The sequence below is a fragment of the Microbacterium sp. HSID17254 genome (assembly GCF_003989315.1).
Lineage (GTDB): Bacteria > Actinomycetota > Actinomycetes > Actinomycetales > Microbacteriaceae > Microbacterium.
Map to the genome: position 1 here is coordinate 1 of NZ_RBLT01000010.1, position 26,857 is coordinate 26,857.

Sequence of the window (26,857 nt, forward strand, 5' to 3'; positions counted from 1 at the left end):
TCCGTCGCCGACCTCGGCCGCCTGCGGGCCCGCGACGGCGAGGTGGCGGTCGTCGCCGGGTACCGGAAGCCTGGCGACGCCGGGCTGCTCGTGTATGTGGGCAGTGAGAACGCGAAGACCGCGCCCAACGGCGGCACCGTGATCGCGGGGAAGCACGACACCCGCTGGATCCTGCAGCATGACGGGGCCGTCGACTTCCGCGTCTTCGGCATCACGGGACCGGAGAAGCCAGCCGACGACGCGCTCGCCGCGATGGTGGACGATCCCCGCATCCGCCGGATCGAGGCGAGCACGGATCTCCTGTTCCGGCGACGGCACCGCTTCACCCGGTCGTACGTCGAGATCGACTTCGGCGGACACCTCATCACGACCGACGGCATCGAGAAGAACACGCACGACAACCCGTTCGGCGCCGTGATGTTCTTCACCGGGGTGTCGAAGGACGTGACGGTCGAGCATGCGCTGGCCGAGGCCTGGCCCGAGCTGACCGACGCGGTCGCCGTGCCGGATGCCTCCCGGTTCCCCGTCGGTTCCTGGTGGGCCGTGCAGTGCGATCCCGTCGCCGGAGGAGGGGCGGACGAGCGCGAGCTGCAGCGGTTCGTGAAGGTGACGCAGCAGATCGACGCCACCCACATCCGCATCGACTACCTCAACGGCTGGCCGCTGGACACGGGGCGAAAGCTCGTCTGGCGGCGGATGGAACCGGTCGCGGGCGTGCGCATCGCGAACATGCGGTTCCTCGGCGCCGGACCCTTCGACGGTCCCACCGACGGCTCCTTCCCCGACTCCCGTGAGCTCACCGGCTCCCACCCGATCGCCTTCGAGTACGCGATCCACTGCGACGTCGCCGATGTGCACGCGAGCCGCACCTGGTGGCCCGTGATCATGCGGCGCTGGAACACGCACTTCACGACGGAGCGCTGCTCGGTGGAGAACCCGCCGACCGTGTTCTACGGCGGCGCGGGCTACCTCACGCAGCAGATCTACAGCCTCTATGGACGGGTCAGCGACTGCACTTCGTCGAACGCCCGGCACCTGAACGACCTCACCGCCAGCGCGTACTGCCTCGTCGAGAACTGCCACGGCGACGGCGACGATCAGGGCGGCAACCCCTTCACCACGCACGGCCAGTACGAGCACGACCTCACCTTCATCGGCAACTCCGGGCTCATGGACATCGCCAACTCCGGCGCGCAGTGGGGCACGGCCGCCAAGCGCATCACGGTGCGCGACCACGTCTGCTCCTGGTTCGTCGCCGGCACCAAGATCAGCGATCTGACGCTGGAGAACGTGCGGGTCATCGGCCGCTCGACCTTCGATCCGCAGGCGACCATGACCATCAACGCCGACGGCGCCCAGGTGCGCGGGTGCACCGCGGGACTTCTGGCGATCGGACAGCGGTCGCAGCGCTCGTCGCGGCCGACCGTGATCGCGGACTCCACCTTCGCGCTGCCGAAGGACCAGGTGCTCGTGCAGACCCCGGTCACGGCTCCCGTGCGCTTCGTGGACTGCACGATCACCGGGATCGACGGGGTCAAGGCCCGTGGGTCCGGGCCGGTCGAGTTCGTGGACTGCCGACTCAGCGGCCCGGCGGCGGGTGCGCCCTTCGAGCTCGCCGCCGCCAAGGTCACCATCCGCGGCGGTTCCGTGCGCGACGTGCGCCTGACCGCGACCGCGGTACGCGATCAGCTGGTCGCTCTGGACGGCGTCGAGCTGTCCACGGAGCGGACGGACGGCGCGCTGCTGAGCAGGGCTGCCGGTGCCGGCGTCGTCACCTGGCGGGTGAGCGGGGTGACCTCGACAGTGCCGCGGGGCGCGGCCCACCTCGACATCGGGACGGGCGTCAACCACGCCCGCGTCACCGGCAGCCAGTTCGTCGGCGGAGGACTGCCGCTGGCGGACGGGTTCGCCGAGCCGTCGACGCTGCTGTACAGCGACACCGTCGAGCGCGGCGTCGAGACCGCGCTGCCGGAAGCCGGACCGCGCGTCGTCATCGCGGACGTGCTGGCGAGCGCGTGACGGACGGCATCATGGACATCAGGGAGGACCACGCGTGAACGACACCGCAGCGGCGACGCACCTCGGAGACCGCATCCGCATCCCCCGCACGCGGGCGCGCATCGGCGTCGCCCGGCGCGACATCACGCCGCCCGTCGGCATCCGCGCCAAGAACTGGGGCCCGGCCGACTGGGAGCGGTCCGAGGGGGCGCATCGGCCGTTCGCGCTGACCGCGCTCGCGGTGGTGGCCGCGGACGAGCGGCCCCGGGTGCTGCTCGCCGTGGACGGCACGTGGTGGCGCCGAGTCGCCGATGAGCAGGGCGTGCGCGGGGCGATCCTCGACGGTCTGGGCCTCGAGCCCGATCAGCTCATGCTCTCCCTCTCGCACACCCACGCCGGGGCCGTGCTCTGCGCCGCGGATGCGCATCTGCCGGGCGGCGAACTCATCCCCGGGTACCTGGAGGCTCTTGCTGCCGCGGGCATCGCCGCCGGGCGGGAGGCGCTGGAGGCTGCGCGACCGGGACTGATCGAGTGGACCACGGGCACCTGCACCCTCGCGGCGGAGCGGGAGCTCGACCTCGACGGCCGCGCGCTCGTCGGCTACAACCCCCAGGGCACCGCCGACGACACGGTGACCATCGGCCGGATCAGCATCGACGGGGAGGTGCGGGCGACGCTGGTGAACTACGCCTGCCACCCGACGACCCTGGCCTGGCAGCACCGAGAGGTGTCTCCGGACTACGTCGGCGCGATGCGCGAGATCGTGGAGGCCGCGACCGGCGCACCGTGCCTCTTCGTGCAGGGGGCCTCGGGCGAGTTGGCGCCACGGGAGCAGTACACCGGCGATGTCGCGGTGGCCGACCGGCATGGACGCTCACTCGGGCACGCGGTGCTCGCGGCGCTGGACGGGCTTCCGGTGCCGGGCGAGGAGCTGACGCTGGACGGCGTCGTGGAGTCGGGGGCTCCGCTCGCGATCTGGACCGGGACCCCGGCGGACGGCGGCGACGGGGCGGCGGGAGTCGTCTCGGCGGTCGAGCTGCCGCTGCGCGACCTGCCCACTCTGGACGAGCTCGCGGAGGAGTGGAAGGACATCGACCCCCGGTCGCGGGAGGAGCGCCTCGGACGGGCGCGGAATCTCCGTGACGGCTACATCGACGGTCCGACCGTGTCGCATCCCGTGTGGGCGTGGCGGCTCGGAGACGCCGTGATCGTGGGGCATCCGGGCGAGGCGTACTCGCGGCTGCAGACGACGCTGCGGGAACGGTTCCCGGAGACGCCGATCGTGGTGATGAACCTCACGAACGGCCCGGGGTTCGTGTATCTCCCGACCCGCGAGGCCTACGACCGCGGCGCCTATCAGTCCTGGCAGACGCCCCTGGCCCCCGGTGCCCTGGAGCTCCTGGAGTCCCACGCCGTGTCGGTCGTGGCCGGGCTGCTGGGGTAGTCCCGCCTTCGAATCGCCCACTTTGCTCCATTTCCGGCCGAAATCGAATCAGTTGCGCGACTTGAACGGGATAGAGTTGCTATAGCAAATCCCCGAGGTAGAGGAGAGACATGACCGCGCGCCCCGTCGCCATCGTCACCGGAGGCTCGGCCGGCATCGGCTGGGAGATCGGACAGCGGCTCTCCGCGGACGGCTACCTCGTCGTCGCGACCGACCGCGTCCCCGGGCTCACCGCGGGCGAGAACCCCGCCGACATCCTGTGGCGGCAGCTCGACGTCACCGACCATGCCGCCGTCGACCGGGTCTTCGGCGAGATCGAGGCGGAGCTCGGGCCCCTCGAGGTGCTCGTGAACAACGCGGGCATCCAGCGGCATCGCGGGATCGAAGACCTCACGTGGGACGAGTGGTCCGCGGTCGTGGACGTGAACCTGCACGGGGTGTTCTCCGCGCTCCAGGCTGCCGGGAAGCGCATGCTCGACCGCGGCGAGGGCCGCATCGTCAACATCTCCTCCATCTCCTCGCGAGGCTCCGCGGGGCGGGCGCCGTATGCCACGACCAAGGCCGCCGTCATCGGACTCACTTCGACGGCCGGAGCGGAGTGGGCGTCGCGAGGGGTGCGCGTCAACGCCGTGGCCCCTGGCTATGTCGACACCGGAGTGTTCCGGCAGGGCGTCGAGCAGGGGACGCTGAGCCTCGACACGATCCTGTCCCGCATCCCCGCGAAGCGCCTGGCCGACGCGAGTGAGATCGCCGCGGCCGTGAGCTTCCTCGTGTCGGACCAGTCGCGTTACATGAATGGGCAGACCCTGTACGTCGACGGCGGCTTCATGGTGGACTACGGCGTGCCCCTCGCGAAGAAGCCCGAATGACCGCCATCGCCCGGATCGACACGGCCACGGCGGTCCTCCCCCTTCCGGCGCCGCTGCAGCTCGGCGCGATGACGGTCACGCGGCGGGAGTATTCCGCGGTGCAGGTGACGGCGGACGACGGCACCACCGGGGTCGCCTACTGCCTGTCGCGCGAGGCCCCGATGGCGGAGATCGTCGACCGCCTGGTGGCTCCGCACGCGGTGGGGCTCGACGCCGACGACCCGGCGGCCGCGTGGGACCGGATGCTCCGCGGCAGCGCGATCGTCGGACGGGTGGGACTCGTGCGGCGGGCGATCGGCCTCGTCGACATCGCCCTGTGGGACATCGCGGCCCGTCGCGCCGGCGTGCCGCTGTGGACCCTGCTCGGCACGGGGGACGTCCCCCGGGAGGGGATGCTCGTCGCCGCGTATCCGTCTCCGCAGCGCACGCCGCGGGAGGTCGCGGATGAGGTGCTCGCGCAGGCGGAGGGCTGGGCGCAGGTGAAGATCTCGCGCATTCCCGATCCGGCATACATGCGCGAGCTGCTCGCGATCCTCGGCGCGGAGCTGCCGTCCTCGACCGGACTCGTGGTGGACGTGGGCTTCGGCTGGCCCGACGCGGAGGCCGTTGTGGCGGAGGTCGCGCAGTGGGGCGACCCGCGCCTTGCCTGGCTGGAGGATCCGCTGCTCCCCGAGGACGCGGCCGGTGTCGCCCGCATCCGCCGGGAGACCGGGCTGCCGGTGGCGGTGGGCGACGAGGTGACCGACCCCGCCGTGCTCCGGGCTCTCGTCGAGGTCGGCGAGGTCGACGCGCTGCGCCTCGACGTGGTGGCGATCGGTGGCGTCACCCCCGCGCGCGAGCTCATCGCCTGGGCGGCAGAGCGCGGCGTCCCGGTGTCCGGGCACGTGTACCCCGAGGTCACGGCCCACCTCGGCATCCAGGTGGAGACCTTCGCCCGCGGGGTGAATCCCTACGACCCCGCGCCCTCGTTCGTCACGGGCGGGCCGCAGTTCGCGGGCACCGTCACGCCCCCCACGGCTCCGGGGCTCGGCTTCGGCCTCGATCCCGCCGTCTTCCGATTCGAGAGGGACTGACATGACACCTTCCCCGCGCAGCGTCGTGGTCACCGGCAGCGGCAAGGGCATCGGCCGCGCGGTGGCCGCGCGGCTCACCGCCGACGGCTGGATCGTGGTCGGGCTCGAACGCTCTCCCGGCTCCGGGACGGTGGAGGAGGGGATCGTCGCCGAGGTCGTGCTCGGCGACGCCTCCGATCGGAGCGCCCACGAGCGTGCCGCCGCCGCCGCGCGCGCGAGGGCTCCGCTGGCCGGCTGGGTCAACAACGCCGGCATCACGAAGCGCACGCCGCTGCACGAGCTCGACGAGACGGTCGTGCGCGAGATCGTCGACATCAACGGCTTCGGCTACCTCTGGGGCTGCTCGACCGCCGTGTCCGCGTTCCTCGATCAGGGCGTCGCCGGGGCGATCGTGAACATCGGCTCGATCCACGGGCGGTCGAGCTTCGTGGACCACGCGGCCTACGAGTTCACGAAGGGCGGCATCGACGCCCTGAGCCGCAGCGTCGCCGTGACATATGGCGGATTGGGCATACGAGCGAACACCGTCGCGCCGGGCGGCGTGCGCACTCCGCATCTGGAGGCGCAGATCGCGCGGGCGGCCGACCCTGCGGCGGAGGAGCGCCTGCTCGCGGAGGGTCCGCCGATGGGACGCATCGCCCGTGCGGAGGAGGTCGCCGCGGTGACGGCGTTCCTGCTCTCCGACGAGGCCCCCTACCTCTCCGGGCAGTCCATCGCGGTGGACGGAGCGTGGACGGCGTCGTTCGGGGACATCACGCTCGACCCCGCGCTGCGGGAGCGGTTCGAGGCGCCCCCGGCTTCCTGAGCCCTTGCCACGCCGATGTCCCCGGTCCGTGCGACGATCCGCTCGTCGACGGGAGAACGGGATGCGCGGGGAAGCGACGGTTCTGCACGCCGATCTCGATGCGTTCTATGCCTCGGTGGAACAGCGTGATGCGCCGGAGCTCCGCGGGCGTCCGGTGATCGTCGGCGGCGGGGTCGTGCTGGCCGCGAGCTACGAGGCGAAGGCGCGGGGCGTCCGCACCGCGATGGGCGGGCGGCAGGCGCGGGAACTGTGTCCCGACGCCGTCGTCGTCCCGCCGCGCATGGAGGCCTACTCCGCGGCCAGCAAGGACGTCTTCCGCATCTTCCGCGACACCACCCCGCTCGTGGAGGGTCTCTCGATCGACGAGGCGTTCCTCGAGGTCGGCGGTCTGCGTCGCATCGCCGGCACTCCCGAGGCCATCGCCATCCGGCTGCGGGAGCGGGTGCGCGCCGAGGCGGGCCTGGCCATCTCGGTCGGCGTCGCCCGCACGAAGTTCCTCGCCAAGGTCTCGAGTGCGGTCAGCAAGCCCGACGGACTTCTCGTCGTCGAGCCCGACCGGGAGGAGGAGTTCCTGCTGCCGCTCCCCGTCGAGCGGCTGTGGGGAGTCGGCGCGGTGACGGCGGAGAAGCTGCACCGCTACGGCATCCGCACGGTCGGACAGCTCGCGGAGCTCGAGGCCGCGACCGCGGAGCGCATGCTCGGCAAGGCGGCCGGAGCGCACGTCCATGCTCTCGCCCGCCTGCGGGACCCCCGCCCCGTGGACACGACGCGGCGCCGCGGGTCGATCGGGTCGCAGCGGGCGCTCGGTGTCCGTCCGCGGCCGGCGGAGGAGCTCGACGTCATCCTCACGCAGATCGTCGACCGGCTCGCGCGGCGTCTCCGCGACGGCGAGCGCGTGTGTCGGACGGTGGTGCTGCGGCTGCGCTTCGGCGACTTCGCGAAGGCCACTCGTTCGCGGTCGCTGCGCGCGCCGACCGACCGCACCGCCGTGCTGCTCGCCGTCGCCCGCACGCTCCTCGCCGCGGCGCAGCCCGAGATCAGCGGCCGCGGCATCACCCTGCTCGGCCTCTCGCTCACCCAGCTCGACGCGGCGGACAGCGTCCCGCCCGAGCTGCCGATCGACTGGGGCGACGAGTCCCGCCTCGACACCGTGCTCGACACGCTCCGCGACCGCTACGGCTCCGCCTCGGTCTCCCGTGCCGCTCAGCTCGGCCGAGACCCCGGTTGGTCGTCCCCGGTGCTGCCGGAGCACCACTGACCCCTTTCGAATCGCTTGACTGGTCCCATTTCGGCCGGAAATACAGCCAATCGGGCGATTCGAAGCGGGTCAGGCCTTGAGCATCGACGCCCGCGAGATCACGCCGTCGACCACGTCGAACGTCGCGATGGTCTCCGTCGCGACGCCGGCGTTGATGACGCGCTCCTGCGCGACGACCCAGCGCGAGCCGAACAGGACGCTCGTGTCGATCACGCAGGAGAGCTCCGGGTTCTGCAGCCGCGGCTCGTAGAAGGCGCGGATCGCGGCCGACCCGACGAGGGGTTCCGGCGCGACCCCGGTGACCACGGCGTCGTCGGCATAGGTCGCGACGAAGGCGTCGAGGTCGTGGGCGTTGAAGGCGTCGAGCTGCGCCTGCACGGTGTCGAGGGCAGAACGGTCCTGGGCGGTGCGGTCAGTCAATGCGAACTCCTCCGTTGACGTCGTAGGTGGCTCCGGTGATGAAGCGGGCCCGCTCCGAGGCGAGCGACGCGATGATCCAGGCGACGTCCTCCGGCTGCCCGAACGCACCGAGCGGGATGCCCGACTCGAGCTTCGCGCGGCCTTCGCCCTGGAGCTGATCCGTGATCGCGCTGGCGACCGGGCCGGGCGTGACGGCGTTGACGCGGATGCCCTCGGCGGCGAGGTGCCGGGCGAAACTGCGGGTGATCGCGAGGATCGCCCCCTTGCTGGCCGCGTAGTGGATGCCCGTCTGCAGCGCGCCGACCTGCCCGGCGATCGAGGCGATGTTGATGACCGAGCGGTCGCCGCCAGCGGCCCGGAGCAGGGGGAGCGCCGCGCGGGTGAGCAGGAAGGTGCCGCGGGCGTTCGTCTCCAGGACGAAGTCCCACTCCTCGATGTCGATCTCGGGGTACGGGGTGTAGGGGCAGACGCCGCCGTTGTTGACGAGGACGTGCAGGTCGCCCCAGGCGTCCGTGATCTCGGCGATGAGCTCCGTGATGGAGTCGGTGTCGCGGAGGTCGAGGCGCGACACATGGACGTCCGGGGAGCCCGCGGCGCGGCAGTCCTCCGCCACGCGTGCGGCTTCGGCCTCCCGCCCGGCGTAGGTGATCCAGAGGGCGACGCCCTCGCGGGCGAGTTCGAGGGCGGCGGCGGTTCCGATGCCGGAACTGGCGCCCGTGACGAGTGCGCGGCGAACAGTCATGACTAAACGCTATAGCAAGAACCGGCTCTCCGGACAGCGCTGTGCGAGAAGTTGCTAGATGCTATAGCATCGCATCCATGACCGCGCCGCTCATCCTCGTCACCGACTGCGACCTCCCCGGGACCGTCATCGAAGACACCCTCCGCGCCGCTGGCCTCCGTGCCGAGCGTGCCGCCTCCGGGAGCCCGGACGACATCGCCGCCGCCGGAGCCGACGCCGAGGCCCTGGTCGTGCAGTGGGCGCGCATCGACGGCGACGTCATGGACCGCCTGCCGAACCTCCGTTTCATCAGCCGTGTCGGCATCGGCTACGACATGATCGACGTCGAGGCCGCCACGGCCCGCGGCATCGCCGTCGCGAACACGCCGAGCTACTGCATCGAAGAGGTCGCCGCGCACACCGTCGCGATGATCATGACCCAGGCCCGCGGCCTCTCCGCCTACGACCGGGCCGTGCGGGAGGGCGTCTGGAAGGCCGTCGACGCGCGGCCGCTCGCCGTGCGGCCGTCCTCCACCACCGTGTCGGTGCTCGGCTTCGGGCGCATCGGATCGATCGTCGCCCGCGGGTGTCGGGCGCTCGGCTTCCGTGTGCTGGTAGCCGACCCGTATGCCTCCGACGACGCCGTGCGCGACGCGGGCTGCGAGCCCGTGGACATCCCGTCGGCGATCGCCCGCGCCGACATCCTCACCCTGCACGTGCCGCTGACGGACGAGACGCGCCACCTGATCGACGCCGCGGCCCTGGCGACGATGAAGCGGAATGCCGTGATCGTGAACACCTGCCGGGGCCCGCTCATCGACGAGGACGCCCTGGCCGCGGCGCTCCGCGACGGCCGGCTCGCCGGTGCCGCTCTCGACGTCTTCGCGGAGGAGCCGCTCCCCGGCACCTCCCCGCTGCGCGCGCTCGACACCGTGCTGCTCACGCCGCATGCCGCCTGGTACTCCCCGGAGGCCCTGGCGGATCTTCCCGTGCACGCCGCCGAGAACGTGATCCGCTCGCTCGCGGGCGAGGCCGTGCCCATCGTCAACCCGGCCTTCGCCGCCGCGCGCTGAGAGGACTCCGATGGAACTGCTGCGACTCGGCGCGATCGGCCAGGAGCGTCCCTACGTCCGCGATGACGAGGGCGTGGTGCGTGATCTCGCCTCCCTGACCCGCGACATCGACGGCGCCTTCCTCGCCGCGGACGGCATCGCCCGCGTGCGCGCGGCACTCTCCGACGGCTCGCTTCCGAAGGCGGAGACCGCGGGACTGCGCGTCGGTGCCCCTGTGGCGCGGCCGACCGCGGTGATCTGCATCGGCCAGAACTACGCGGCGCACGCGGCGGAGTCGGGCGCCGAGCCGCCCGCACACCCGGTGGTGTTCTTCAAGCACCCGAACACGGTCGTGGGGCCGGACGACGTCGTGCTCCTGCCGCCGGGAGCCGAGAAGGTCGACTGGGAGGTCGAGCTCGCGGTCGTCATCGGCCGGACGGCGCGGTACCTGCCCTCCGCCGAGGCCGCGCGCGACGTGATCGCCGGCTACACCATCTCGAACGACGTGTCCGAGCGGGCGTACCAGCTCGAGGTCTCCGGCGGACAGTGGTCGAAGGGGAAGTGCTCCGAGACGTTCAACCCCCTCGGCCCGGCACTGGTCCCCGCGGACGAGGTCGACCCTCAGGCGCTGCGCCTGCGGTCCTTCGTGAACGGCGAGCCGCGGCAGGACTCCTCCACCGCCGACATGATCTTCCCCGTGCTCCAGCTGGTGCACGAGCTCAGTCACTACCTCGTGCTCGAACCCGGCGACGTCATCAACACCGGCACTCCGCAGGGTGTCGCGCTGTCCGGACGCTTCCCCTACCTGCAGGACGGCGACGAGATGACCATCGAGATCGAGCGACTCGGCCGCCAGCACCAGCGCACGGAGCGGGTCCGTCTCGGGTGAGGCCTGTGCCCGGGGCACGGTTCCTTTCGCTGAGTGCAACCGTGTCCCGGGTAGAGGTCTCTCCCGGATGCCCGCGCGGGCTCAGGCATGCGCGCAGGCTCAGGCGGCTGAGGGGAAAGGGGCCTGCTTTCGCGCGACAGCCTGGTGCCGCGAGCGCCCGGCGGCTCAGGCATCCACGGGTACTCAGGCATCCGCGCAGGCTCAGGCGGCTGGAGGCGAAAGTGCCTGATGCCGCGCGAGCGCCTGCCCCGCGGGCGGGTCAGCCGGCGAAGGGGAGGACAGGGAGGCCGTGCGCCCCGGGACGCACCGCGAACACCGACCCCGCGGCGGTGCCGTGATCGGACGGCAGGCCCTGCGCGGAGGTCGTGATGAAGAGCGTGCCGAGGTCGTCGCCGCCGAACGTGCAGGCACTGACCTGGGGCACCGGCAGCACGATGTCCTCGCGCACGGCCCCGGACGGCTCGAACCCCCGCACGCGGCTCCCGCCCCACAGCGCGACCCAGACGCTGCCGTCCGCGGCGACCGTGAGGCCGTCGGGCACGCCGTCGTCTTCGGGGATGTGCGCGAACACCCGGCGTCCGCGGAGGTCGCCCTCGGTCACGTCGAACACGTCGATCCGGCCGGTGTCGGTGTCCACGTAGTAGACGCGGCGGCCGTCCGGGGAGTAGCTGACACCGTTGGACGAGGTCACGCGGGGGAGCACCGTGGTCACGTCGAGGGCGGCGTCGATGCGCAGCACGGTCCCGGCACCCGCGGTGGAGTCCGTGGACATCGATCCGGCCAGGAGTCGTCCTCGCGGGTCGCAGCAGCCGTCGTTCATGCGCACCGGGCCGTCGTCGAGCAGGGTCGCGACGGGACGGGCCTCCGCGTCGGGGCCGTCGGCGAGGTACAGGGTGCGCGCGCCCACCGCCACGAAGCCCCCGGACGTCCGCGGGCGGAAAAACGCGAGGTACTCGTCGTCGATGTGCTGGCGGACGATCTCGTCGCCGCGGAGGGTGAGCAGGTCGCCCGCGTCTCCGTCGACCCAGCGCAGGCCGCCCCACCCGGGCCACCAGACCGGGGCCTCGGCGTGGACGGCGACCGGGCCGGTCACGTTCTCGGGAGTCATGCGCCCTCCGCCGTCCGCCGCGGGTCGGTCACGGGCAGCGGCTCCGGAACGGGGCCGGCATGATCCGCCGATTCGGCAGGGGCGGACGGGAGCTCTTTCGCGACCTGCTTCTCGAGCACGGTCACGGCCTCATCGGAGAGCAGGATGAGGCCGTCGAGCTCCTCGCGCACCCGCTTGTAGGCGATGTTCCGCTCCGACTGCGTCGCCGACTCGTCCACGGCGACCTTGAGGAGCTGCTGCGCGCGGTCGAGGCGCTTGCGCTCGGCCTCGGTGAACGTCGAGTCGCGCAGCCGCCGGGCGTCCTTCTCCGCGATCTCGAACGCGACCGCATAGTCGCCCACGGCCTGCAGGTACTCCGCGATCTGCTGCTCCGTGAGCTTCGCGTCGGCGGCGGCCGGACGCAGCGCGTCCGCGGTCTTCTTCGCGCGCAGGAAGGCGGCCGTCAGCGGCTGGCGGCCGTCGCTCATCGCGGGGAAGGCGATGAGCTTGGCGACGTCGAGCTCGTAGTCCAGCCACCGCGCGGTGATTTCGTCGTGCTCGGCGAAGAGGCGGGCGAGCAGGTCGTCGGGCGCCACGGAGGCCGTGGTGTCGACGACGGTGGGACCCCCGTGCTTCGCCTGCCGGGCGGCCGCGCGCGCCTCGATCTCGGCGGTCTTGACCTGCGCCTTCATGCGCAGGGCCTCCAGCCGGCGCTCGTGCCGACGCTTGGAGCCGCGCTCCCAGGCCTTGGCGACTCCGCCGGCCATGCCCATGATCGGGAAGACGAGCCACCAGTAGTCACCCGCGAAGTTCCAGAAGCCCCGGATGAACTCGTCCATGATGGGTTCAGCCTACTGCGCGACGGCGGGTCGCCGGGGGCCCGCACGAGAGGGAGGGCGGCCGCATGAAGAGCGTCGGCATCGTCGGAATCGAGAACAGCCACGCCACGGAGATCGTCCGCTTCCTGAACGTCGAGGCCACGGACGTGCCCGTGCGGATCACGGCCCTCGTGGCAGGGGAGCCGGAGCGCACACGGGAGCTCGCGGCACTCGGGGGCATCGAACGCGTCGTCGAGGAGGCGGGCGCGCTCCTCGGCGCGGTGGACGCGCTCGTCGTGACCGCCCGCGACGGTGCCGATCACCGCGCCCTCGCCGTCCCCTTCCTGGAAGCCGGGGTGCCGGTCTGGGTGGACAAGCCGCTCGCAGCGGGCGTCGCCGATGCCGACGCGATCCTGGCCGCCGCGCAGCGCGGCCGGGCGCCCGTCACCTCATCGTCCACGCTCCGCTGGCTCGCGGACACCGCTGAACTCGTGGCGGAGGCGGCCCGCATCGGGGAGGTGCAGGCGGTGACCGTCACGGGGCCGGCCGATCCGGACAGCCCGTACAGCGGCATCTTCTTCTACGGCATCCACCTCGCCGATCTCGCCCAGGTCCTGCGGCCGGGCACCGCGGAGGACGTCGAGGTGCAGTTCCTGCCCGCGGGTGTCGTCGCCCGCTACCGGGTCGGCGGGGTGTCCGTCACGCTGGAGTTCGTGCGGCCGGACGACGACCGGCAGGTGCCGTTCCGGGCGACCGTCGTCGGCCGCCGGGGCATCGCGAGCCGGGAGATCCCGATCGGCCCCGGGTATGTACGACCCGGCGTCCGCGCCTTCGCCCGGATGCTGGAGACCGGCGAGTCTCCGGTTCCCGCGTCCGAGATCCGCGCTCCGATCGCCGTACTCGAACAGGTCGCCGAGGCCCTCGCCTCCCGCTGACCCGGGCACAGTTTCGGAGATCGGATCCGCTGCGCGGTCGACAGGCCCTGTGCGGCGGCGTGTCGCCTGCGGTCTCCGAAGTCGGGCCCAGGATTCGGAATCAGGCCTTCGTGAGGTCCTGCGCGAGCATGAGGATGATCCCGCTGGGGCCGCGGAGGTAGGTCAGCCGGTAGATGTCCCGGTAGTTCGCGACGCCGCGCAGGGGATGGAATCCGTGCCGGGCGGCGATGGCGAGGGAGGCATCGATGTCGTCGACGGAGAAGGCGATCCGGTGCATGCCGATCTCGTTCGGCCGCGTCGGCTCCGTCTCGATCGCCTCGGGGTGGATGTACTCGAACAGCTCGATCTGCCCGTGCCCGTCCGGGGTCTGCAGTACGGCGATCCGCGCGTGGTTCCCGTCGAGCCCGACCGCGGTGGACGCCCACTCGCCGCTGACCTCGTCCCGTCCGACCACGGAGAGACCCAGATCGGTGAAGAAGGCGATGGTGGCGTCGAGGTCGCGCACGGCGATCCCGATGTTCTCGAAGGCGATGGCCATGCCCGCGATGCTACTCCGGCGTCAGCGACCGAGCTTCTCGGCGCAGGCGACGCAGTACTCCGCGAACGGGCGCACCTCCAGGCGCTCCGGCGGGATGGGCCGGCCGCAGTGCGCGCAGATGCCGTAGGTCCCGGCGTCCATCCGCATCAGCGCCTCGTCCACCTGGCGGAGCTCCTCCTGCGCCGCCTCGGCCAGCCCCGACAGTCGGGACCACTCCGACGAGAGCGTCACCCCCTCCGGGTCGTGCTCGTCATCGTCGTTCGAGCCCTCGCGGTCGTGCATGAGCTCCGCGAGCGTAGTCGCCGTCGCCGCGACGCGGGCTTCGGCCTCGGCGCGGCGCTCTTGCAACAGCGCTCGCAGATCCATCCGCCCACTCTAGGCCCGCCCTGCGACACGCGCGTCGTCGCCGGACCAGGCATCCGCGAGGGATCAGGCGACACCGGCTGCAGGTGCCTGAACTCCCGCGCCTGCCTGTTCTCTCCGGACAGCCTGCCCCCGCGACCACTCGCGCAGGATCAGGCGCTCGCGCGGCATCAGGCGACCCTGGTGACAGGTGCCTGAACCCGCGCGAACGCCTGTCCCGCGCGACCGCGATTCAGCCGCGACGGGTGCGCGGGGGCTCCACGGTGGGGACCGAGTCGGTGTGCACGCTCGGGTGGTCCCGCTCCAGCGCCGCGCCCTCCATGTCGACGTTCGGGATGATGCGGTCGAGCCACTTCGGCAGCCACCAGGCCGAGCGTCCGAGCAGGTGCATGAGCGCGGGCATCAGCAGCATCCGCACCACGAACGCGTCGAGCAGCACGCCGAACGCGAGACCGAACCCGATGGACCGGATGATGGTCGACTCCGAGAACACGAACCCGCCGAACACCGACACCATGATGAGCGCGGCCGCGATGACGACCGAGCGCCCGGCCCGGAAGCCCTGGGCCACGGCATCGCGCGCGGACGCGCCGTGCACATAGGCCTCCCGCATCCCCGAGGCGAGGAAGAGCTGGTAGTCCATCGCGAGCCCGAACAGGATGCCGACGAGGATCACCGGCAGGAAGCTCAGGATCGGACCGGTGCTGTGCAACCCGATGAGGTCGGCGCCCCACCCCCACTGGAACACCGCGACGATGAGCCCGTACGTCGCGAACAGCGACAGCACGAACCCTCCCGTGGCGATGAGCGGCACGAGCAGCGATCGGAACACGACGATCATGATGAGCAGCGACAGGCCCACGACGACCACGAGATACAGCGGGAGCACGCTCGCCAGCGCCTCGGAGATGTCGATGTTGGTGGCGGCCTGACCGGCGACGCCGAGGGTGATGCCACCGTCGATATCCGGGAGGCCCCGCAGATCCTGCACCAGCTCCTCGGTGGAGGCGCTGTTCGGGCCTTCGGCGGGCAGCACCTGGAAGGCGAGGAGCGTGTTGTCATCCGACGTGGCGATGGGGGCGACCGCGACCACGTCGTCCTGCTCGGCGATCTTCTCCGCCACGGTCACCTGCGTGGCCAGCAGGTCGTCGTCGCTCACGGCGTCGTCGAGGGTCGCTGTCACCAGGAGCGGCCCGTTCGCGCCCTCGCCGAACTGCTCGTCGACGGTCTGGAACGCGCGGTAGCTGGTGGAGTCGGCGGGTTCGCTCGACCCGTCGGGGAGGCCGAGGCGCATCGACATCGCGGGGATCGCGATCACGAGCAGCGCGACGACGCTGACGAGCGCGGTGACGACGGCGCGCAGCGTCGACATCCGGCGCACGGGCTTCCCGCCCGCGTGCTCCTGGCCGATGGTCGCCCGCGCCTTGCGACCGAGCAGGCGGGTGCCGACGAGACCGAGGATCGCCGGGGCGAGGGTCACGGCCACGAGCACGGCGACGGCGACGCACACCGCTCCCACCGTGCCCATGAGGCCGAGGAACGGCACGCCCGTCACGTTGAGGGCGAGGAGTGCGACGATGACCGTGGTCCCCGCGAACACCACCGCGGTCCCGGAGGTACCCGTGGCCAGACCGATGGACTCGCGCACGGGCGACCCGGCCAGCAGCTGCTTGCGGTGCCGGTTCACGATGAAGAGGGAGTAGTCGATGCCGACCGCGAGCCCCAGCATCACGCCGAGGACGGGAGTGACCGAGGCCATGTCGACGACGCCGGAGAACGCGAGCGACGCCGTGACGCCCACGCCGACGCCGACCACGGCCGTGACGATGGGCAGGGCCGCACCGATCAGCGAACCGAGCATCACGATGAGCACGACCGCGGCGAACGCGAGACCGATGGCCTCGCCGACGCCGAAGATCTCGGGCACGCCCTGAGCGATGTCGGTGCCGAAGTCGACCGTGACGCCGTCGATCTCCTCGTCCTGGAAGTGGGCGATGGTGCTCTGCTTGGTCTCTTCGGCGAGCTCCAGGCGCGGGTCGACGAAGGAGACGTTGACGATGGCCGTGGAGCCGTCCTCCGAGACGACGCCGATGCCGTCCGCGAGGTTCAGCAGGGTCGTGCCGAGTTCCAGCTGCTCCGCGCTGTCGGCGAGCTCCGCGCGGTTCTCGTCGATGGTGTCCTGCTGCGCGTCGAGCTGCGCGAGCTGGGCGTTCAGCTGCGCGAGCTGTGCGTCGAGCGCGGCGGTCTGCTGGGCTGGTGCACCGGCGGCCTCGGCCTGCGCGCGCGCCCCTTCGAGCTGGGTGATCCCGGCCTCGAGCTGGGCCCGGCCATCGTCGAGCTGGGCCTGGCCGGCGTCGAGCTGGGTGCGCCCGTCATCGAGCTGGGCCTGGCCGTCCGTCAGCTCCTTCGCCTGCTCGTCCTGCTGCCGCTGGGCGTCGAACGGGTCGACGACGGAGGCGACGCCGTCGAGGTCTTCCGCGGTCGCGGCGAGGTCGGAGATCGCCTGCTTCTGCTCGTCGGTGAAGGGCTCGCCGTCGTCCGTCCGATAGACCACGGTCCCGGTGCCGCCGGCGGTGTCGGGCAGCTTATCGGCGAGCTGATCGGTGACCTCGCCGGAGGCGGTGCCGGGGATGTCGAAGCTGTTGCTCAGCGTGCCGCCGAAGGTAAGGAAGGCGCCGACGCCGAGCCCGAGGATCAGCACCCAGGAGACGATCACCGTCCACGCCCTGCGCGCAGCGAAAGAACCCAGACGGAACAGCAGTGAAGCCACGTGATCTCCTTCAGACGAAAAGAGCATACGGCACGTCTCGTCTAGGGATCTGTGGCTATCCTGAACGCATGGTGAACGAGCATCGCAGTGGCCCTGTGCGCAGCACTGCGGCCCGCGAGGCGATCCTCGATGCGACGGCCCGGCTCTTCCACAATCAGGGGTACGACCGACTGACGATCGAGGGCATCGCCAAGGAGGCCAAGGTCGGCAAGCAGACCATCTACCGCTGGTGGCCGTCGCGCGGCGCGCTCATCGGGGAATGCCTGGCCGAGGGGCGCCTCATCCCCGTGGACTTCGTCGTGCCGGACACCGGAGACCTCTCCGCCGACGTGGAGACCTGGCTGCGGAGCGTCCTGTCGATCCTCGAGAAGCCCCAGGGCGGTGTGCTGCTGCGGTCTCTCGTGGCCGCGGCCACGGAGGATGCCTCGGTCGGTGCGCACCTCGGCGAGAGCCTCGGGGTGGAGAAGTACCTGTCGGAGCGTCTCCGCGGCGGCATCCGCGACGGTCAGCTGCCGGAGGACGCCCCGGTCGAGCAGCTCGGTCGCGCCATCCTCGGGGCCATCATCGTGGAGTCTCTCGGCCGCGAGGCCCACGACCCGGGTTCCGTCGTCGCCCTGACCCGCTACCTCTTCGCTCGCTGAGGCCGCGGATTCGCACGAGGTCGCACGGATTCATGGAGTCCCCGCGACCCGGGTGCGAATCTGCGACGCGGGCCCGGATCAGCCGAGGAGCAGGGTGAGCACGGTCGCGCCGCCGCCACCGAGGATCAGCGCCACGATGACGGTCCACGCGATGATGCGAATGCGCCGGTTGCGCTTCTCGCCGAGGTCGCCGTAGTCCTCGCTGAGGCCGTCGCCGCTCATCAGGCCACCGGCTCCGTGACGGTCGGACCGAAGTACGACGGCAGCGTGGCCTGCGAGCGTTCGCGGAGCTCGGCGGCCGAGACGGTGAAGACGTCCTGCACCTCGAGCTGCGGCTCGCTGTCCGTGACGCCGATGCGGGCGACCGGGTAGCCGCGGCCCTCGCAGAGCCCGCGGAACTTCACGTCGTCCTCGCGGGGAACGGTCACGATCACGCGGCCGGTCGACTCGGAGAACAGGGCGGTCGCGGCGTCCACGCCATCGCGCTCGATGATCTCGTTGAGCCAGACCCGGGCGCCGACGCCGAAGCGCATGACGCCCTCGGCCAGGGCCTGCGCGAGACCGCCTTCGGAAAGGTCGTGCGCCGAGGAGATGAGCCACTCGTCCCGGGCCGCGGCGAGCAGTCCGGCGAGGCGCTTCTCGCCCGCGAGGTCGACCTTCGGCGGGCGGCCGCCGAGGTGCTGGTGCACGACCTCGGCCCATGCGGAGCCGGAGAGCTCGGTCGACGTGGTGCCGAGCAGGTAGATGTTCTGCCCCTCGTCCTGCCAGCCGGACGGGATGCGGCGGGAGACGTCGTCGATGATGCCCAGCACGCCGACGAGCGGGGTCGGGTGGATCGGCACGTCGCCGGTCTGGTTGTAGAACGAGACGTTGCCGCCGGTAACGGGCGTGCCCAGCTCGTAGCAGCCGTCTGCGAGGCCGTCGACGGTCTGCCCGAACTGCCACATGACCTCGGGGTTCTCGGGAGAGCCGAAGTTGAGGCAGTCGGTGATGGCCGTTGGCACGGCACCGGTGACGGCGACGTTGCGATACGCCTCGGCGAGCGCGAGCTGCGCGCCGGCGTACGGATCGAGCTGGCAGTAGCGGCCGTTGGCGTCGGTGGCGACGGAGAAGCCCAGGCCGGACTCCTCGTCCACGCGGATCATGCCGGCGTCGTCGGGGAAGCTCAGGGCCGTGTTACCGAGCACGTAGTAGTCGTACTGGTTCGTGATCCAGCTCGTGTCCGCGAGGTTCGGGGAGGCGACGAGGGCGAGGAACTGCTCGCGCAGCGTCTCCGCGTCGTTCGCGCGCGGCAGGTTCTCGGCGGCGTCGGCCTGCAGCGCGTCGATCCACGTCGGGTAGGCGACCGGGCGGTCGTAGACGGGACCGTCGACCGCGACGGTCGAGGGGTCGACATCGACGATGCGCTCGCCCTGCCAGTCGATGATGAGGCGTCCGTCGCCGGTGACCTCGCCGAGCACGGAGGTCTCGACCTCCCACTTGTTCACGACGGCCAGGAAGGCGTCGAGCTTCTCGGGGGCGACGATGGCCATCATGCGCTCCTGCGACTCCGACATGAGGATCTCCTCGGCCGTGAGCGTGGGGTCGCGCAGCAGCACGTTGTCGAGGGAGACGTGCATGCCGCTGTTGCCGTTGGCCGCGAGCTCGCTGGTCGCGCAGGAGATGCCGGCGGCGCCGAGATCCTGGATCGCCTCGACGAGCTCGCCGCGGTACAGCTCCAGACAGCACTCGATGAGCACCTTCTCGGCGAACGGGTCGCCCACCTGCACGGCCGGGCGCTTGGTCGGGCCGCCGTCGGCGAACGTGTCGGACGCCAGGATGCTCGCACCGCCGATGCCGTCGCCACCCGTGCGGGCACCGAACAGGACGACCTTGTTGCCGACGCCGGTGGCGTTCGCGAGCTTGAGGTCTTCGTGCCGCAGCACGCCCACCGCGAGCGCGTTCACGAGCGGGTTGGCCTGGTAGACGGAATCGAAAACCGTCTCGCCGCCGATGTTCGGAAGACCCAGGCAGTTGCCGTAGAAGCTGATGCCGCTGGTCACGCCGTGCACGACGCGGGCCGTGTCCGGGTGGTCGATCGCACCGAAGCGCAGCGCGTCCATGACGGCGACGGGGCGGGCGCCCATCGAGATGATGTCGCGGACGATGCCGCCGACACCGGTCGCCGCGCCCTGGAAGGGTTCGATGAACGACGGGTGGTTGTGCGACTCGGCCTTGAAGGTGACGGCCCAGCCCTCGCCGACGTCGACGACGCCCGCGTTCTGGCCCATGCCCACCATGAGGCGTTCCTTCATCTCGTCGGAGACCTTCTGGCCGAAGCGGCGCAGGTAGTTCTTGCTCGACTTGTAGGAGCAGTGCTCCGACCACATCACCGAGTACATCGCCAGCTCGCCCGAGGTGGGGCGGCGGCCGAGGATCTCCTTGATGCGCGCGTACTCGTCGTCCTTGAGCCCGAGGGCGCCGTACGGCTGCTCCTTCTCGGGCGTCGCGATCGCGTTCTCGACGGAGTCGGGGACGTGCTGGGGGGAAGGTGCAGGGGCGGTGGTCACGCGCACTCCAAAGGAAGGGGCCGGCGGGGCGTCTTCAGTCTACCGGCGCGGGTGGGGCGGCTCTCCCGCGGGCTGCGGACTCAGATCCGGTCGGCACGGATTTCGTCGAGGACCTTCGCGGACGTCTCGATGTCCTGCTGTGGCAGGTGCGACAGAGCGTCCTTCTTCCTAGGAAGGGTGACTCTTCCGGTGCGCACGAGTCGCGACCATGCCGTGTCACGATCGCTCGAGGAGAGGGCGGCGGCAATGTCTCTCCGGGCATGAAGCACACGATGCACGCGCACGGCATCTGGGTTATCGGTGTAGATGACGATGTATGGGAACCGCAGCAGAGCGAAGGCGCGGATGTCGGGAATCTCGGTCACCAGCTCGAAGCGGGCCGATCCGAGCGAGGGATATGCGGTGAGTCGACCCATCGCATGCTGGAGGTCGTCGATGAATTCGAGCGCGACCTCCGGCCCTGCGTCACCGAGATAGCGGGTGACCGCGCCGGTGATGTCCTCGTCGGCGCGCCGAGTCGTGACGAGACGCTGCGGGGTCACGCGTCGGGCGCGTCGGCATGGACGCGGTCTCGAAGGCGATCGAAGTACGCCTGGTCCACCATGGAACCGGGCCCAGACGTCATCCCGTCGACGACGAGCGACCGCAACTGCTCGCGAGACTGCTCGTGGCGAATCAGCTCACGCACGAACTCGCTGCTGTTGCTGTAGCCGCGTTCGGTCACCTGGGCTTCGACGAAGTCCTTCAGTGCGTCCGGAAGAGAGATGTTCATCGTGGCCATGCCGCAACGCTAATGCCGATGGCAAAGTTTGTCACGAGGTCAGCAAACCTGATTCTCGCCACTGATGTCGCCCCGTCGCGGCCTAGTTCCAGCGAATGGGGAAAGGTCGTGAAACTCGACGATTCAGGAGGACAAGTCGCACGCTGCGGCGAAGCGCTCCGCCAGGGCGGTCGCCGCCTCCCGCAGCGCTGATGGTCCGACCACCGTGAAAGCCGCATCGAAGCGTGCGACCGAGGCGAGCACCCCTGTCCACGACCACGATCCGATCGTCACGCGGCACGACCCGTCAGCGAGCTCCTCCAGCTCTCCGTCGCCGACCCAGGGCGCGATGTCGCGGGCGGGGAGCGCGATCACGACCTCCCCCACGCAGGGCCACCGGTCTTCCGTCGTCGAGCCCTTGGCCCTCGCCGCGAGATACGTCCGTGCATCCGCGGCGGGCAGTGGGCGCGGGGTGAACGACGGTCCGGTCGGGATGCGGGGCTGCATCCGATCCAGGCGGAACGTGCGCCAGTCCTCGGCTTCCAGATCCCAGGCGAGCAGGTACCACCGTCCCTCGCGGGCGACGACGGCGTGCGGCTCGGTGCGACGGGCCGGCCGATTGCGGTCGGAGCTGTAGTCGAAGCGGAGCACCTGCCCGTCACGCACAGCTGCGCTCACCGCCTCCAGCACGGCAGGCTCGACGCGCACCTCGGCGGCGGTGTCGGCGAAGCGGATGCCGTCCACTCGATGTCGCAGCCGGGACGGCATCACCTGGCGCACGGTGGCCAGCGCCCGGGCGGCGCCTTCGTCGATGTCGATTCCGCTGGAGGGAACGGTCTGCAGGGCGACCGCGATGGCGACGGCCTGGTCGTCGTCGAACAGCAGCGGCGGGAGCTCCGACCCTGCGGCGAGACGATAGCCGCCGTCAGGTCCCTTGATCGCACCGATCCGGTAGCCCAGAGTGCGCAGCCGGTCGACGTCGCGGCGTACCGTGCGGGGGCTGACCTCCAGACGTTCCGCGAGCACGGAACCCGGCCAGTCGCGCGGGGTCTGCAGCAGCGACAGCAGGGCGAGCATGCGTGACGAACTCCCGGTCATGGTATTCAGTCTGCCCGAAGTAGCGGACGGAAACTGACCTCTACTCCTGTGATCGTTGTCGTCAGAGGTCCCGAACGGCGGGGCTCGCGATGAGGAGAAGACCATGACCATCACCACCACGACCCACTTGAACTTCCGAGGCACCGCTCGGCAGGCGCTCGACTTCTATCGGTCCGTGTTCGGCGGGGAGGTGACGGCGGCGACGTACGGACAGTTCGGCATGCCCGAGGGTGTTCCCGGATGGGACAAGATCGTGTTCGGGCAGCTGGACGGTGTGGTGCGTCTGATGGCGTACGACATCCCTGGAGAGGACGCCCCCGACCCCGCAGCCGCCGCCGGCACCACGCGCCGCGAGAACGGGGCGACCCTCACCGACCGCACGTTCTTCCAAGCCCTGCGGGCCGATTCGCTCGATGAACTCCGGCAGTACTGGGACCGCCTCGCCGAGGGCGCGACCGTGATCGAGCCGCTTGCCGCATCGGTGTGGTCGGCCGGTTTCGGCATGCTCACCGACCGTTTCGGCGTGACCTGGGTGCTCGACGTCGCCAGCTGAGCCGCGATGGCGTGCCCCTGCCGACCGGATGCAGGAGGATCGGACGGATGCAGGAGGAATCCCTGCGGCGGATCGTGCATCCGTCCGATCCTCCGACAGACGTGTCGCCCCAGGACGACGGTCAGGTCGACGGCCAGTGTGGATGCCGCGCCACGGCCACCCGCGCCCGCAGGTCCGTGAGCACCCGGGAGTCCTCGGCGTCCAGCCCGAGCGTCCCGGCCAGGCCGAGGGCCAGCAGCGCGTGCCCGGCAGCGCCGGGGTGGAATGCGTCGTCGAGCAACCCCCATGGAGTGCCCTCGTTGCCTGGCCCCGTTCCCGCCGAGAACGCCACGAACGCCTCGTGCTGGTCGACGAGGATCGCTTCCTCTGCGCTGGCAACGTCGCGGGTCGCCTGCGCGAAATCCCCGAGACGCGCGCGGTCGGGGGCGTGGAGCAGGTCGGCGGGCGGCGGTGTCTGCAGCACCGGAACCGCGCCGAGCTCCCGCACCCGTCGCACTAACTCCGCGACCGAATCGGCGAACGCGGGCACCTCGATCGCGGGATCGAGCCACTCGGTGGTGCAGTCGTTCGTGCCGATCAGCAGCGTCACGACGTCGGGGCGCCAGCGTGCCACGCGCCCCTCGAAGTCCCCCAGGATCAGGTCGGCGCGCCACCCCGTGATCGCGGTGTTGATCACCGTGTCGTGCACCCGGCCGAGGTCGCCGCGGATCAGCTCGTGCAGGTGGTCGACGTAGTTCCTGGCACCGCGGGTGTGGATGAGTCCGTGCGTGATGGAGTCGCCCGTGAGCACCCAGGTGAGCGGCGCTCCGGAGGCGAGAAGCCCTCGGAGCGCCGCACGGTCGTCGGTCACCCGGTGACCTTGAGCTGCACGTCGATGAACCGCGGACGGTAGATCGAGGCGTCGTCGTACACGTCGCCCACGTTGTCGAAGGTGTTGACGTTGTAGGAGACGAGGATGCGGTTGCCCTGGCGCAGCTGCGGATGCTCGTGTGCGTTGTAGGTGAACACATCGGGGTCGCCGTAGCTGCCCAGCGCGCCTGTCTCGGGTGTGCGGTACAGCTCGACCGGATCGGTGAACGGGCCGGTGGGCGAGCACGAGGTGCGGGCGACGATGCGGGTGCTGAACAGCTCCGACGTGTCCTGCGTGACGAGCAGGTAACCGTCGCGGAAGGGGGCGACGCTGAACTCGTTCGCCACGTACGGCACGACAGGGACGGCGTCGGTCTCGGCAGCCGACCATCCGGTGCCGTTCCAGTACGTCCACGCGCCCTTCACGCCGTCGCGGTCCTGCGCGCGGGCGACGTAGGCCGAGCGCACTCCACCCGGATCCGCGATGCCGTAGATGTACGTGGTGCCGCGTTCCTCCAGCGTCCACGACCCCCAGTTGATCCCGGTCGCCGAAGGCAGGTCGGTGATGGACTCCAGCTGCAGGGTCCGGCCGTCGAGGGTGGCAAGGCGGTTCGCGGTCCATGCGAAATCCCACTGGCCGCTGCCCGTGCGCCCGAACTGCAGCAGCGGCACCTGCACCGTGCCGTCGCGTCCGGGTGTGGGGTCGCCGATCCAGTACCACTTGCCGTCGGGCTCGGGCGGGATGATGGCGGCAGGCTCCTCCGGGGTGCCTCCCGTGATGGTCGTCATGCCGCTGCGGCGGTCCTGCACCACGACGGAGTTGTTCACGAACGGGGAGTCGGTGGGCCGCGAGCCGTCGGCGTTCACGGTGCCGAGGAACGTGTCGGAGAAGAACCATCCGGTCTTCCCCTTCCCGAGTGGCAGGGAGTACGTGCTGTCGCCGCCGGTCCACGCGCCTCCCGTGTTCCCGTAGGTGGTGAACTGCTCGGTCAGGCCCTGATCCGCGTTCGCCGTGGCGGTGAGCGTCTTGTCGACCAGCGAGCACTGGCCGGGACCGTGTCCTCCGCTGCCGTGGTTCCCTCCGGTCGGAACGGCTGCGGTGGCCGGGGCGGCGAACAGTGCGCCGGCGCAGAGGGACGCCGCGGCGAGGGTCGCCGCGATGGTGCGTCTTCTCATGTCGATCACTCCTTTGTGTTCGGGTGGTGCTCTCGTGTTCGGTTGATGCTCTGTCGTGCAGGTCAGCGGACGGGGGTGATGCCTCCGGTGGCGTCGATGTCGTAGGTGCGAGTGCCGACGCGCAGGCCGCGCAGGGTCGCACCCGGGTCGAGGGCGGCGATGCATCCGGCCGCTCGCACCGTGCCGTCGGCGGCGACCGAGACACCGAACAGGGCTTCGATCACGAGCTCGATCCAGGCCCCGGACGAGGAGCACGACCAGTCGATGATGTACGGCAGCTGCGGTGGGGCTTTGCGGGCTCCGCCGTTGATGCCCGGCACGGCCTCCTCCACGAAGTGCGCCTGCCCCATCGGCCCTTGGTTCGCCGTCCGGGACAGCCCTTCGATCCAGCCGGTCAGCACTTCGGGGGCTCCGAGTGCAGCGAGCGCGCGTCCGGCGTCGGCGGGCCAGGCGGGGTAGGCGCCGTTCCACTGGTGGTCGGGCCGTGGGCTGTAGCTGGCGTCGGGGTCCCAGGGTGAGAGTGCGCGCATCCAGTTGTCGGTCTGCAGCTCGCGCTGGAAGAACCCAACCATCTCGTCGCGGATTCCCGGGGCGAGGTCGTCCGCGATCGTGGTGCCGACCACGCTGAAGTCGTAGCAGTGCCGCACGGGAAGCTGCGTGCCGTCGGGCTGTCCTGCCGCGAAGACACCGGTGCCGGGAAGATAGCGCGCGATCACGGCCGGGAGCAGCGCGTCGGCTTCGGTGCGCAGCGCGCTCGCCGCGGTCTCGTCGCCCCGCAGGTCGGCCAGGTCGGCGGCGGTGCGCATGCTCCACACGTTCGCGGCGTTGAGGCTCGCCACCTCGTGCGTGTACGAGCTCACGCACTCCAGCAGGTTGTCGATCTCGCCGTAGTCGGCCAGGGGTGTCTCGCGACGCAGTTCCTTCCAGGCGGTCGCCCACTGCCGCACCGACGCGGCCACGGTCTGGTCGCCCACGAGCTCGTCGAGGAACGCGACGTCGCCCGTGAAGCGCACGTAGTCGTGCACGAGCCGGGTCATGGCGTAGTCGTTCACGGAGTACCAGCGGCCGACCGGGCCTCCGGTGAGGGACGACGTGCCGAAGTGCGAGTGGATGTCGAGGGAGATCCAGTGCCGCACCTGGGTGCGCATCTCGTCGGGGTCGAGCAGGGCGTGGCTCACCGAGCTGAGGCTGTAGTCCCAGATGAACGTGGTGGTGCCCCAGTAGTTGGGCATGAGCGTGTCGTACGACCGCCCGAGCACATTGCCGGCGAAGTCGCGGCGGAACCAGATCACGCCCAGCGCCGCCCACCAGTACAGGCGACGGAGGGGTGCGGAGGCGGTGTCGAGCACGGGCAGTGCGCCGGAGAACTCGGTGTCGCTCGGGTCGAACGCGGCGCGGAGCTGTCGGTTCCAGAACTCCTCGGCCGCGGCCACGGCACCGGGGATGTCACCGGCGACGTCGGCCCACGTGGCCTTCGCATCGGCTTCGTCGAGGCCGATCGCCTGCACGAAGCCGGTGCGCGCGGTTCCGCCGGCGGGCACGGGCAGCGTGGTCGCGAGCTCGCCGCCGCGGCCGTTGCCGCCGATCCCGGTGTCGAAGGCATCGGGCAGGTCGGCCACACCGCTGAGGGCCGCGGTCCCGCCGATCAGACCCTGCACGCTCCACGCCGCGGCATCGGTCGAACCGAACACGAGACACCCGCCGTCGACGGTCGCGGTGCCGCGTTCCGACGGTGATTCCGCGTCGAGCCAGGCCTCGGCCGACCGGGTCACGCGCGCCGCGGACGAGAGGCCGATCCGCACCTCACGCTCCACCGCGCCGGAGTTGCGCACCGCGATGTCTATCGCCACCGCGGTCTTCCCCGGCACGCATACGGTCGTGGTCTCGATCTCGACCTCCCCCACGCTCGCGCGCCGCACCACCCGGTCGGGCCGCCACTCGTGCGTGACGGGCAGACCGTACGAGGCGAACAGGCGGCCGTCGACGAACAGCACGGCGGTCTGCGTGAGTCCTTGCGACACCGGCGGGAACTGCACGGCGCTGAGCGCGGTCAGGTCGTGGTCCACGCGCACGGTGCCGAGCATGTTCGTGAGGCCCGTGGGCGCGATCATGTCGTCGTAGTGATGCGTGACCGCATCGGCGACCAGATCCTCGACGGTGGGGATGAGGGGATTCATGATGCCTTTCGAGG

The 26,857-nt window shown here is 71.0% G+C and carries 26 protein-coding genes; 11 read left to right on the plus strand and 15 right to left on the minus strand.

The annotated features are described in order from the left end of the window. The 6 genes from D8M34_RS18965 to dinB all read left to right on the plus strand — a co-directional run. A partial coding sequence (locus tag D8M34_RS18965; RefSeq protein ID WP_126893650.1) for a peptidase C14 occupies positions 1 to 2,019 on the plus strand: 2,019 nt, incomplete at its 5' end. Between the two features lie 34 nt (positions 2,020 to 2,053). Further along, entirely contained in the window at positions 2,054 to 3,442 is a 1,389-nt protein-coding gene (locus tag D8M34_RS07840) for a hypothetical protein (RefSeq protein WP_126893651.1), read from the plus strand. A 110-nt stretch (positions 3,443 to 3,552) separates the two neighbouring features. Next, on the plus strand, positions 3,553 to 4,311 hold the full coding sequence (locus tag D8M34_RS07845) for an SDR family NAD(P)-dependent oxidoreductase (RefSeq protein ID WP_126893652.1): 759 nt from the start codon (positions 3,553 to 3,555) through the stop codon (positions 4,309 to 4,311). Continuing rightward, complete coding sequence (locus D8M34_RS07850; protein WP_126893653.1) at positions 4,308 to 5,384, plus strand: enolase C-terminal domain-like protein; 1,077 nt, start codon at positions 4,308 to 4,310, stop codon at positions 5,382 to 5,384. The genes D8M34_RS07845 and D8M34_RS07850 overlap by 4 nt, the downstream gene beginning before the upstream one ends. A 1-nt stretch (position 5,385) precedes the next feature. Continuing rightward, on the plus strand, positions 5,386 to 6,189 hold the full coding sequence (locus tag D8M34_RS07855) for an SDR family NAD(P)-dependent oxidoreductase (protein ID WP_126893654.1): 804 nt from the start codon (positions 5,386 to 5,388) through the stop codon (positions 6,187 to 6,189). Between the two features lie 61 nt (positions 6,190 to 6,250). Beyond that, positions 6,251 to 7,447 (plus strand): DNA polymerase IV, encoded by a 1,197-nt coding sequence (gene dinB, locus D8M34_RS07860; RefSeq protein WP_126893655.1) that lies wholly within the window; start codon positions 6,251 to 6,253, stop codon positions 7,445 to 7,447. 69 nt (positions 7,448 to 7,516) lie between these two features. Here dinB and D8M34_RS07865 read toward each other — a convergent pair whose 3' ends face one another. Beyond that, on the minus strand, positions 7,517 to 7,867 hold the full coding sequence (locus D8M34_RS07865) for a nuclear transport factor 2 family protein (protein ID WP_062633303.1): 351 nt from the start codon (positions 7,865 to 7,867) through the stop codon (positions 7,517 to 7,519). Then, on the minus strand, positions 7,860 to 8,609 hold the full coding sequence (locus tag D8M34_RS07870; RefSeq protein WP_126893656.1) for an SDR family NAD(P)-dependent oxidoreductase: 750 nt from the start codon (positions 8,607 to 8,609) through the stop codon (positions 7,860 to 7,862). The genes D8M34_RS07865 and D8M34_RS07870 overlap by 8 nt, the downstream gene beginning before the upstream one ends. A gap of 77 nt (positions 8,610 to 8,686) precedes the next feature. Between D8M34_RS07870 and D8M34_RS07875 the strand changes: the two genes are divergently transcribed. Both D8M34_RS07875 and D8M34_RS07880 read left to right on the plus strand, forming a co-directional pair. Then, the gene (locus D8M34_RS07875; protein WP_126893657.1) at positions 8,687 to 9,661 is read left to right on the plus strand and encodes a C-terminal binding protein; all 975 of its coding nucleotides are present in this window, start codon (positions 8,687 to 8,689) and stop codon (positions 9,659 to 9,661) included. Between the two features lie 10 nt (positions 9,662 to 9,671). Further along, complete coding sequence (locus D8M34_RS07880) at positions 9,672 to 10,529, plus strand: fumarylacetoacetate hydrolase family protein (RefSeq protein WP_126893658.1); 858 nt, start codon at positions 9,672 to 9,674, stop codon at positions 10,527 to 10,529. 259 nt (positions 10,530 to 10,788) lie between these two features. On the opposite strand, the gene D8M34_RS07885 is transcribed toward D8M34_RS07880, so the two are convergent. Then, positions 10,789 to 11,637: an SMP-30/gluconolactonase/LRE family protein gene (locus tag D8M34_RS07885; protein ID WP_126893659.1), complete on the minus strand. Its 849-nt coding sequence runs from the start codon at positions 11,635 to 11,637 to the stop codon at positions 10,789 to 10,791. Continuing rightward, on the minus strand, positions 11,634 to 12,455 hold the full coding sequence (locus D8M34_RS07890; RefSeq protein WP_126893660.1) for a hypothetical protein: 822 nt from the start codon (positions 12,453 to 12,455) through the stop codon (positions 11,634 to 11,636). Before D8M34_RS07890 ends, D8M34_RS07885 begins: the two co-directional genes overlap by 4 nt. 65 nt (positions 12,456 to 12,520) lie before the next feature. Between D8M34_RS07890 and D8M34_RS07895 the strand changes: the two genes are divergently transcribed. After that, positions 12,521 to 13,369 carry a Gfo/Idh/MocA family oxidoreductase gene (locus D8M34_RS07895; protein ID WP_126893661.1) on the plus strand — a complete coding sequence of 283 codons (849 nt, stop codon included), beginning with the start codon at positions 12,521 to 12,523 and terminating at the stop codon, positions 13,367 to 13,369. A gap of 100 nt (positions 13,370 to 13,469) precedes the next feature. Here the strand turns inward: D8M34_RS07895 and D8M34_RS07900 are convergent, their stop codons facing one another. From D8M34_RS07900 to D8M34_RS07910, 3 genes are all read right to left on the minus strand, one after another. Further along, a complete protein-coding gene (locus tag D8M34_RS07900; RefSeq protein WP_105949052.1) occupies positions 13,470 to 13,907 on the minus strand; it encodes a VOC family protein in 438 nt (145 codons plus the stop codon). A gap of 21 nt (positions 13,908 to 13,928) precedes the next feature. Next, positions 13,929 to 14,273 carry a TraR/DksA family transcriptional regulator gene (locus D8M34_RS07905; RefSeq protein WP_025104108.1) on the minus strand — a complete coding sequence of 115 codons (345 nt, stop codon included), beginning with the start codon at positions 14,271 to 14,273 and terminating at the stop codon, positions 13,929 to 13,931. Between the two features lie 229 nt (positions 14,274 to 14,502). After that, positions 14,503 to 17,040, minus strand: coding sequence for an MMPL family transporter (locus tag D8M34_RS07910; RefSeq protein ID WP_126893662.1), 2,538 nt, complete (start codon positions 17,038 to 17,040; stop codon positions 14,503 to 14,505). A gap of 68 nt (positions 17,041 to 17,108) precedes the next feature. On the opposite strand from D8M34_RS07910, the gene D8M34_RS07915 reads away from it, so the two are divergent. Next, entirely contained in the window at positions 17,109 to 17,681 is a 573-nt protein-coding gene (locus D8M34_RS07915; RefSeq protein ID WP_025104106.1) for a TetR/AcrR family transcriptional regulator, read from the plus strand. Positions 17,682 to 17,759: 78 nt separating this feature from the next. Here D8M34_RS07915 and D8M34_RS19255 read toward each other — a convergent pair whose 3' ends face one another. The 5 genes from D8M34_RS19255 to D8M34_RS07935 all read right to left on the minus strand — a co-directional run bounded on the left by D8M34_RS19255 (position 17,760) and on the right by D8M34_RS07935 (position 22,088). Then, positions 17,760 to 17,903, minus strand: a complete 144-nt coding sequence (locus tag D8M34_RS19255) for a hypothetical protein (RefSeq protein WP_017202962.1) — start codon at positions 17,901 to 17,903, stop codon at positions 17,760 to 17,762. Then, on the minus strand, positions 17,903 to 20,230 hold the full coding sequence (purL, locus tag D8M34_RS07920; RefSeq protein WP_025104105.1) for a phosphoribosylformylglycinamidine synthase subunit PurL: 2,328 nt from the start codon (positions 20,228 to 20,230) through the stop codon (positions 17,903 to 17,905). Before purL ends, D8M34_RS19255 begins: the two co-directional genes overlap by 1 nt. Positions 20,231 to 20,310: 80 nt before the next feature. Beyond that, on the minus strand, positions 20,311 to 20,772 hold the full coding sequence (locus tag D8M34_RS07925) for a type II toxin-antitoxin system RelE/ParE family toxin (RefSeq protein WP_126893663.1): 462 nt from the start codon (positions 20,770 to 20,772) through the stop codon (positions 20,311 to 20,313). Continuing rightward, positions 20,769 to 21,011 carry a ribbon-helix-helix domain-containing protein gene (locus tag D8M34_RS07930; protein WP_126893664.1) on the minus strand — a complete coding sequence of 81 codons (243 nt, stop codon included), beginning with the start codon at positions 21,009 to 21,011 and terminating at the stop codon, positions 20,769 to 20,771. Before D8M34_RS07930 ends, D8M34_RS07925 begins: the two co-directional genes overlap by 4 nt. A 123-nt stretch (positions 21,012 to 21,134) precedes the next feature. Next, a complete protein-coding gene (locus D8M34_RS07935; RefSeq protein ID WP_126893665.1) occupies positions 21,135 to 22,088 on the minus strand; it encodes a helix-turn-helix transcriptional regulator in 954 nt (317 codons plus the stop codon). A gap of 103 nt (positions 22,089 to 22,191) precedes the next feature. On the opposite strand from D8M34_RS07935, the gene D8M34_RS07940 reads away from it, so the two are divergent. Beyond that, positions 22,192 to 22,641 (plus strand): VOC family protein, encoded by a 450-nt coding sequence (locus tag D8M34_RS07940; RefSeq protein ID WP_126893666.1) that lies wholly within the window; start codon positions 22,192 to 22,194, stop codon positions 22,639 to 22,641. 121 nt (positions 22,642 to 22,762) lie between these two features. Here the strand turns inward: D8M34_RS07940 and D8M34_RS07945 are convergent, their stop codons facing one another. The 3 genes from D8M34_RS07945 to D8M34_RS07955 all read right to left on the minus strand — a co-directional run bounded on the left by D8M34_RS07945 (position 22,763) and on the right by D8M34_RS07955 (position 26,843). After that, the gene (locus D8M34_RS07945; protein ID WP_126893667.1) at positions 22,763 to 23,491 is read right to left on the minus strand and encodes an SGNH/GDSL hydrolase family protein; all 729 of its coding nucleotides are present in this window, start codon (positions 23,489 to 23,491) and stop codon (positions 22,763 to 22,765) included. After that, complete coding sequence (locus D8M34_RS07950; RefSeq protein ID WP_238695618.1) at positions 23,488 to 24,666, minus strand: DUF4185 domain-containing protein; 1,179 nt, start codon at positions 24,664 to 24,666, stop codon at positions 23,488 to 23,490. The genes D8M34_RS07945 and D8M34_RS07950 overlap by 4 nt, the downstream gene beginning before the upstream one ends. Positions 24,667 to 24,728: 62 nt before the next feature. After that, entirely contained in the window at positions 24,729 to 26,843 is a 2,115-nt protein-coding gene (locus D8M34_RS07955) for a hypothetical protein (protein WP_126893669.1), read from the minus strand. Positions 26,844 to 26,857 lie beyond the last annotated feature (14 nt).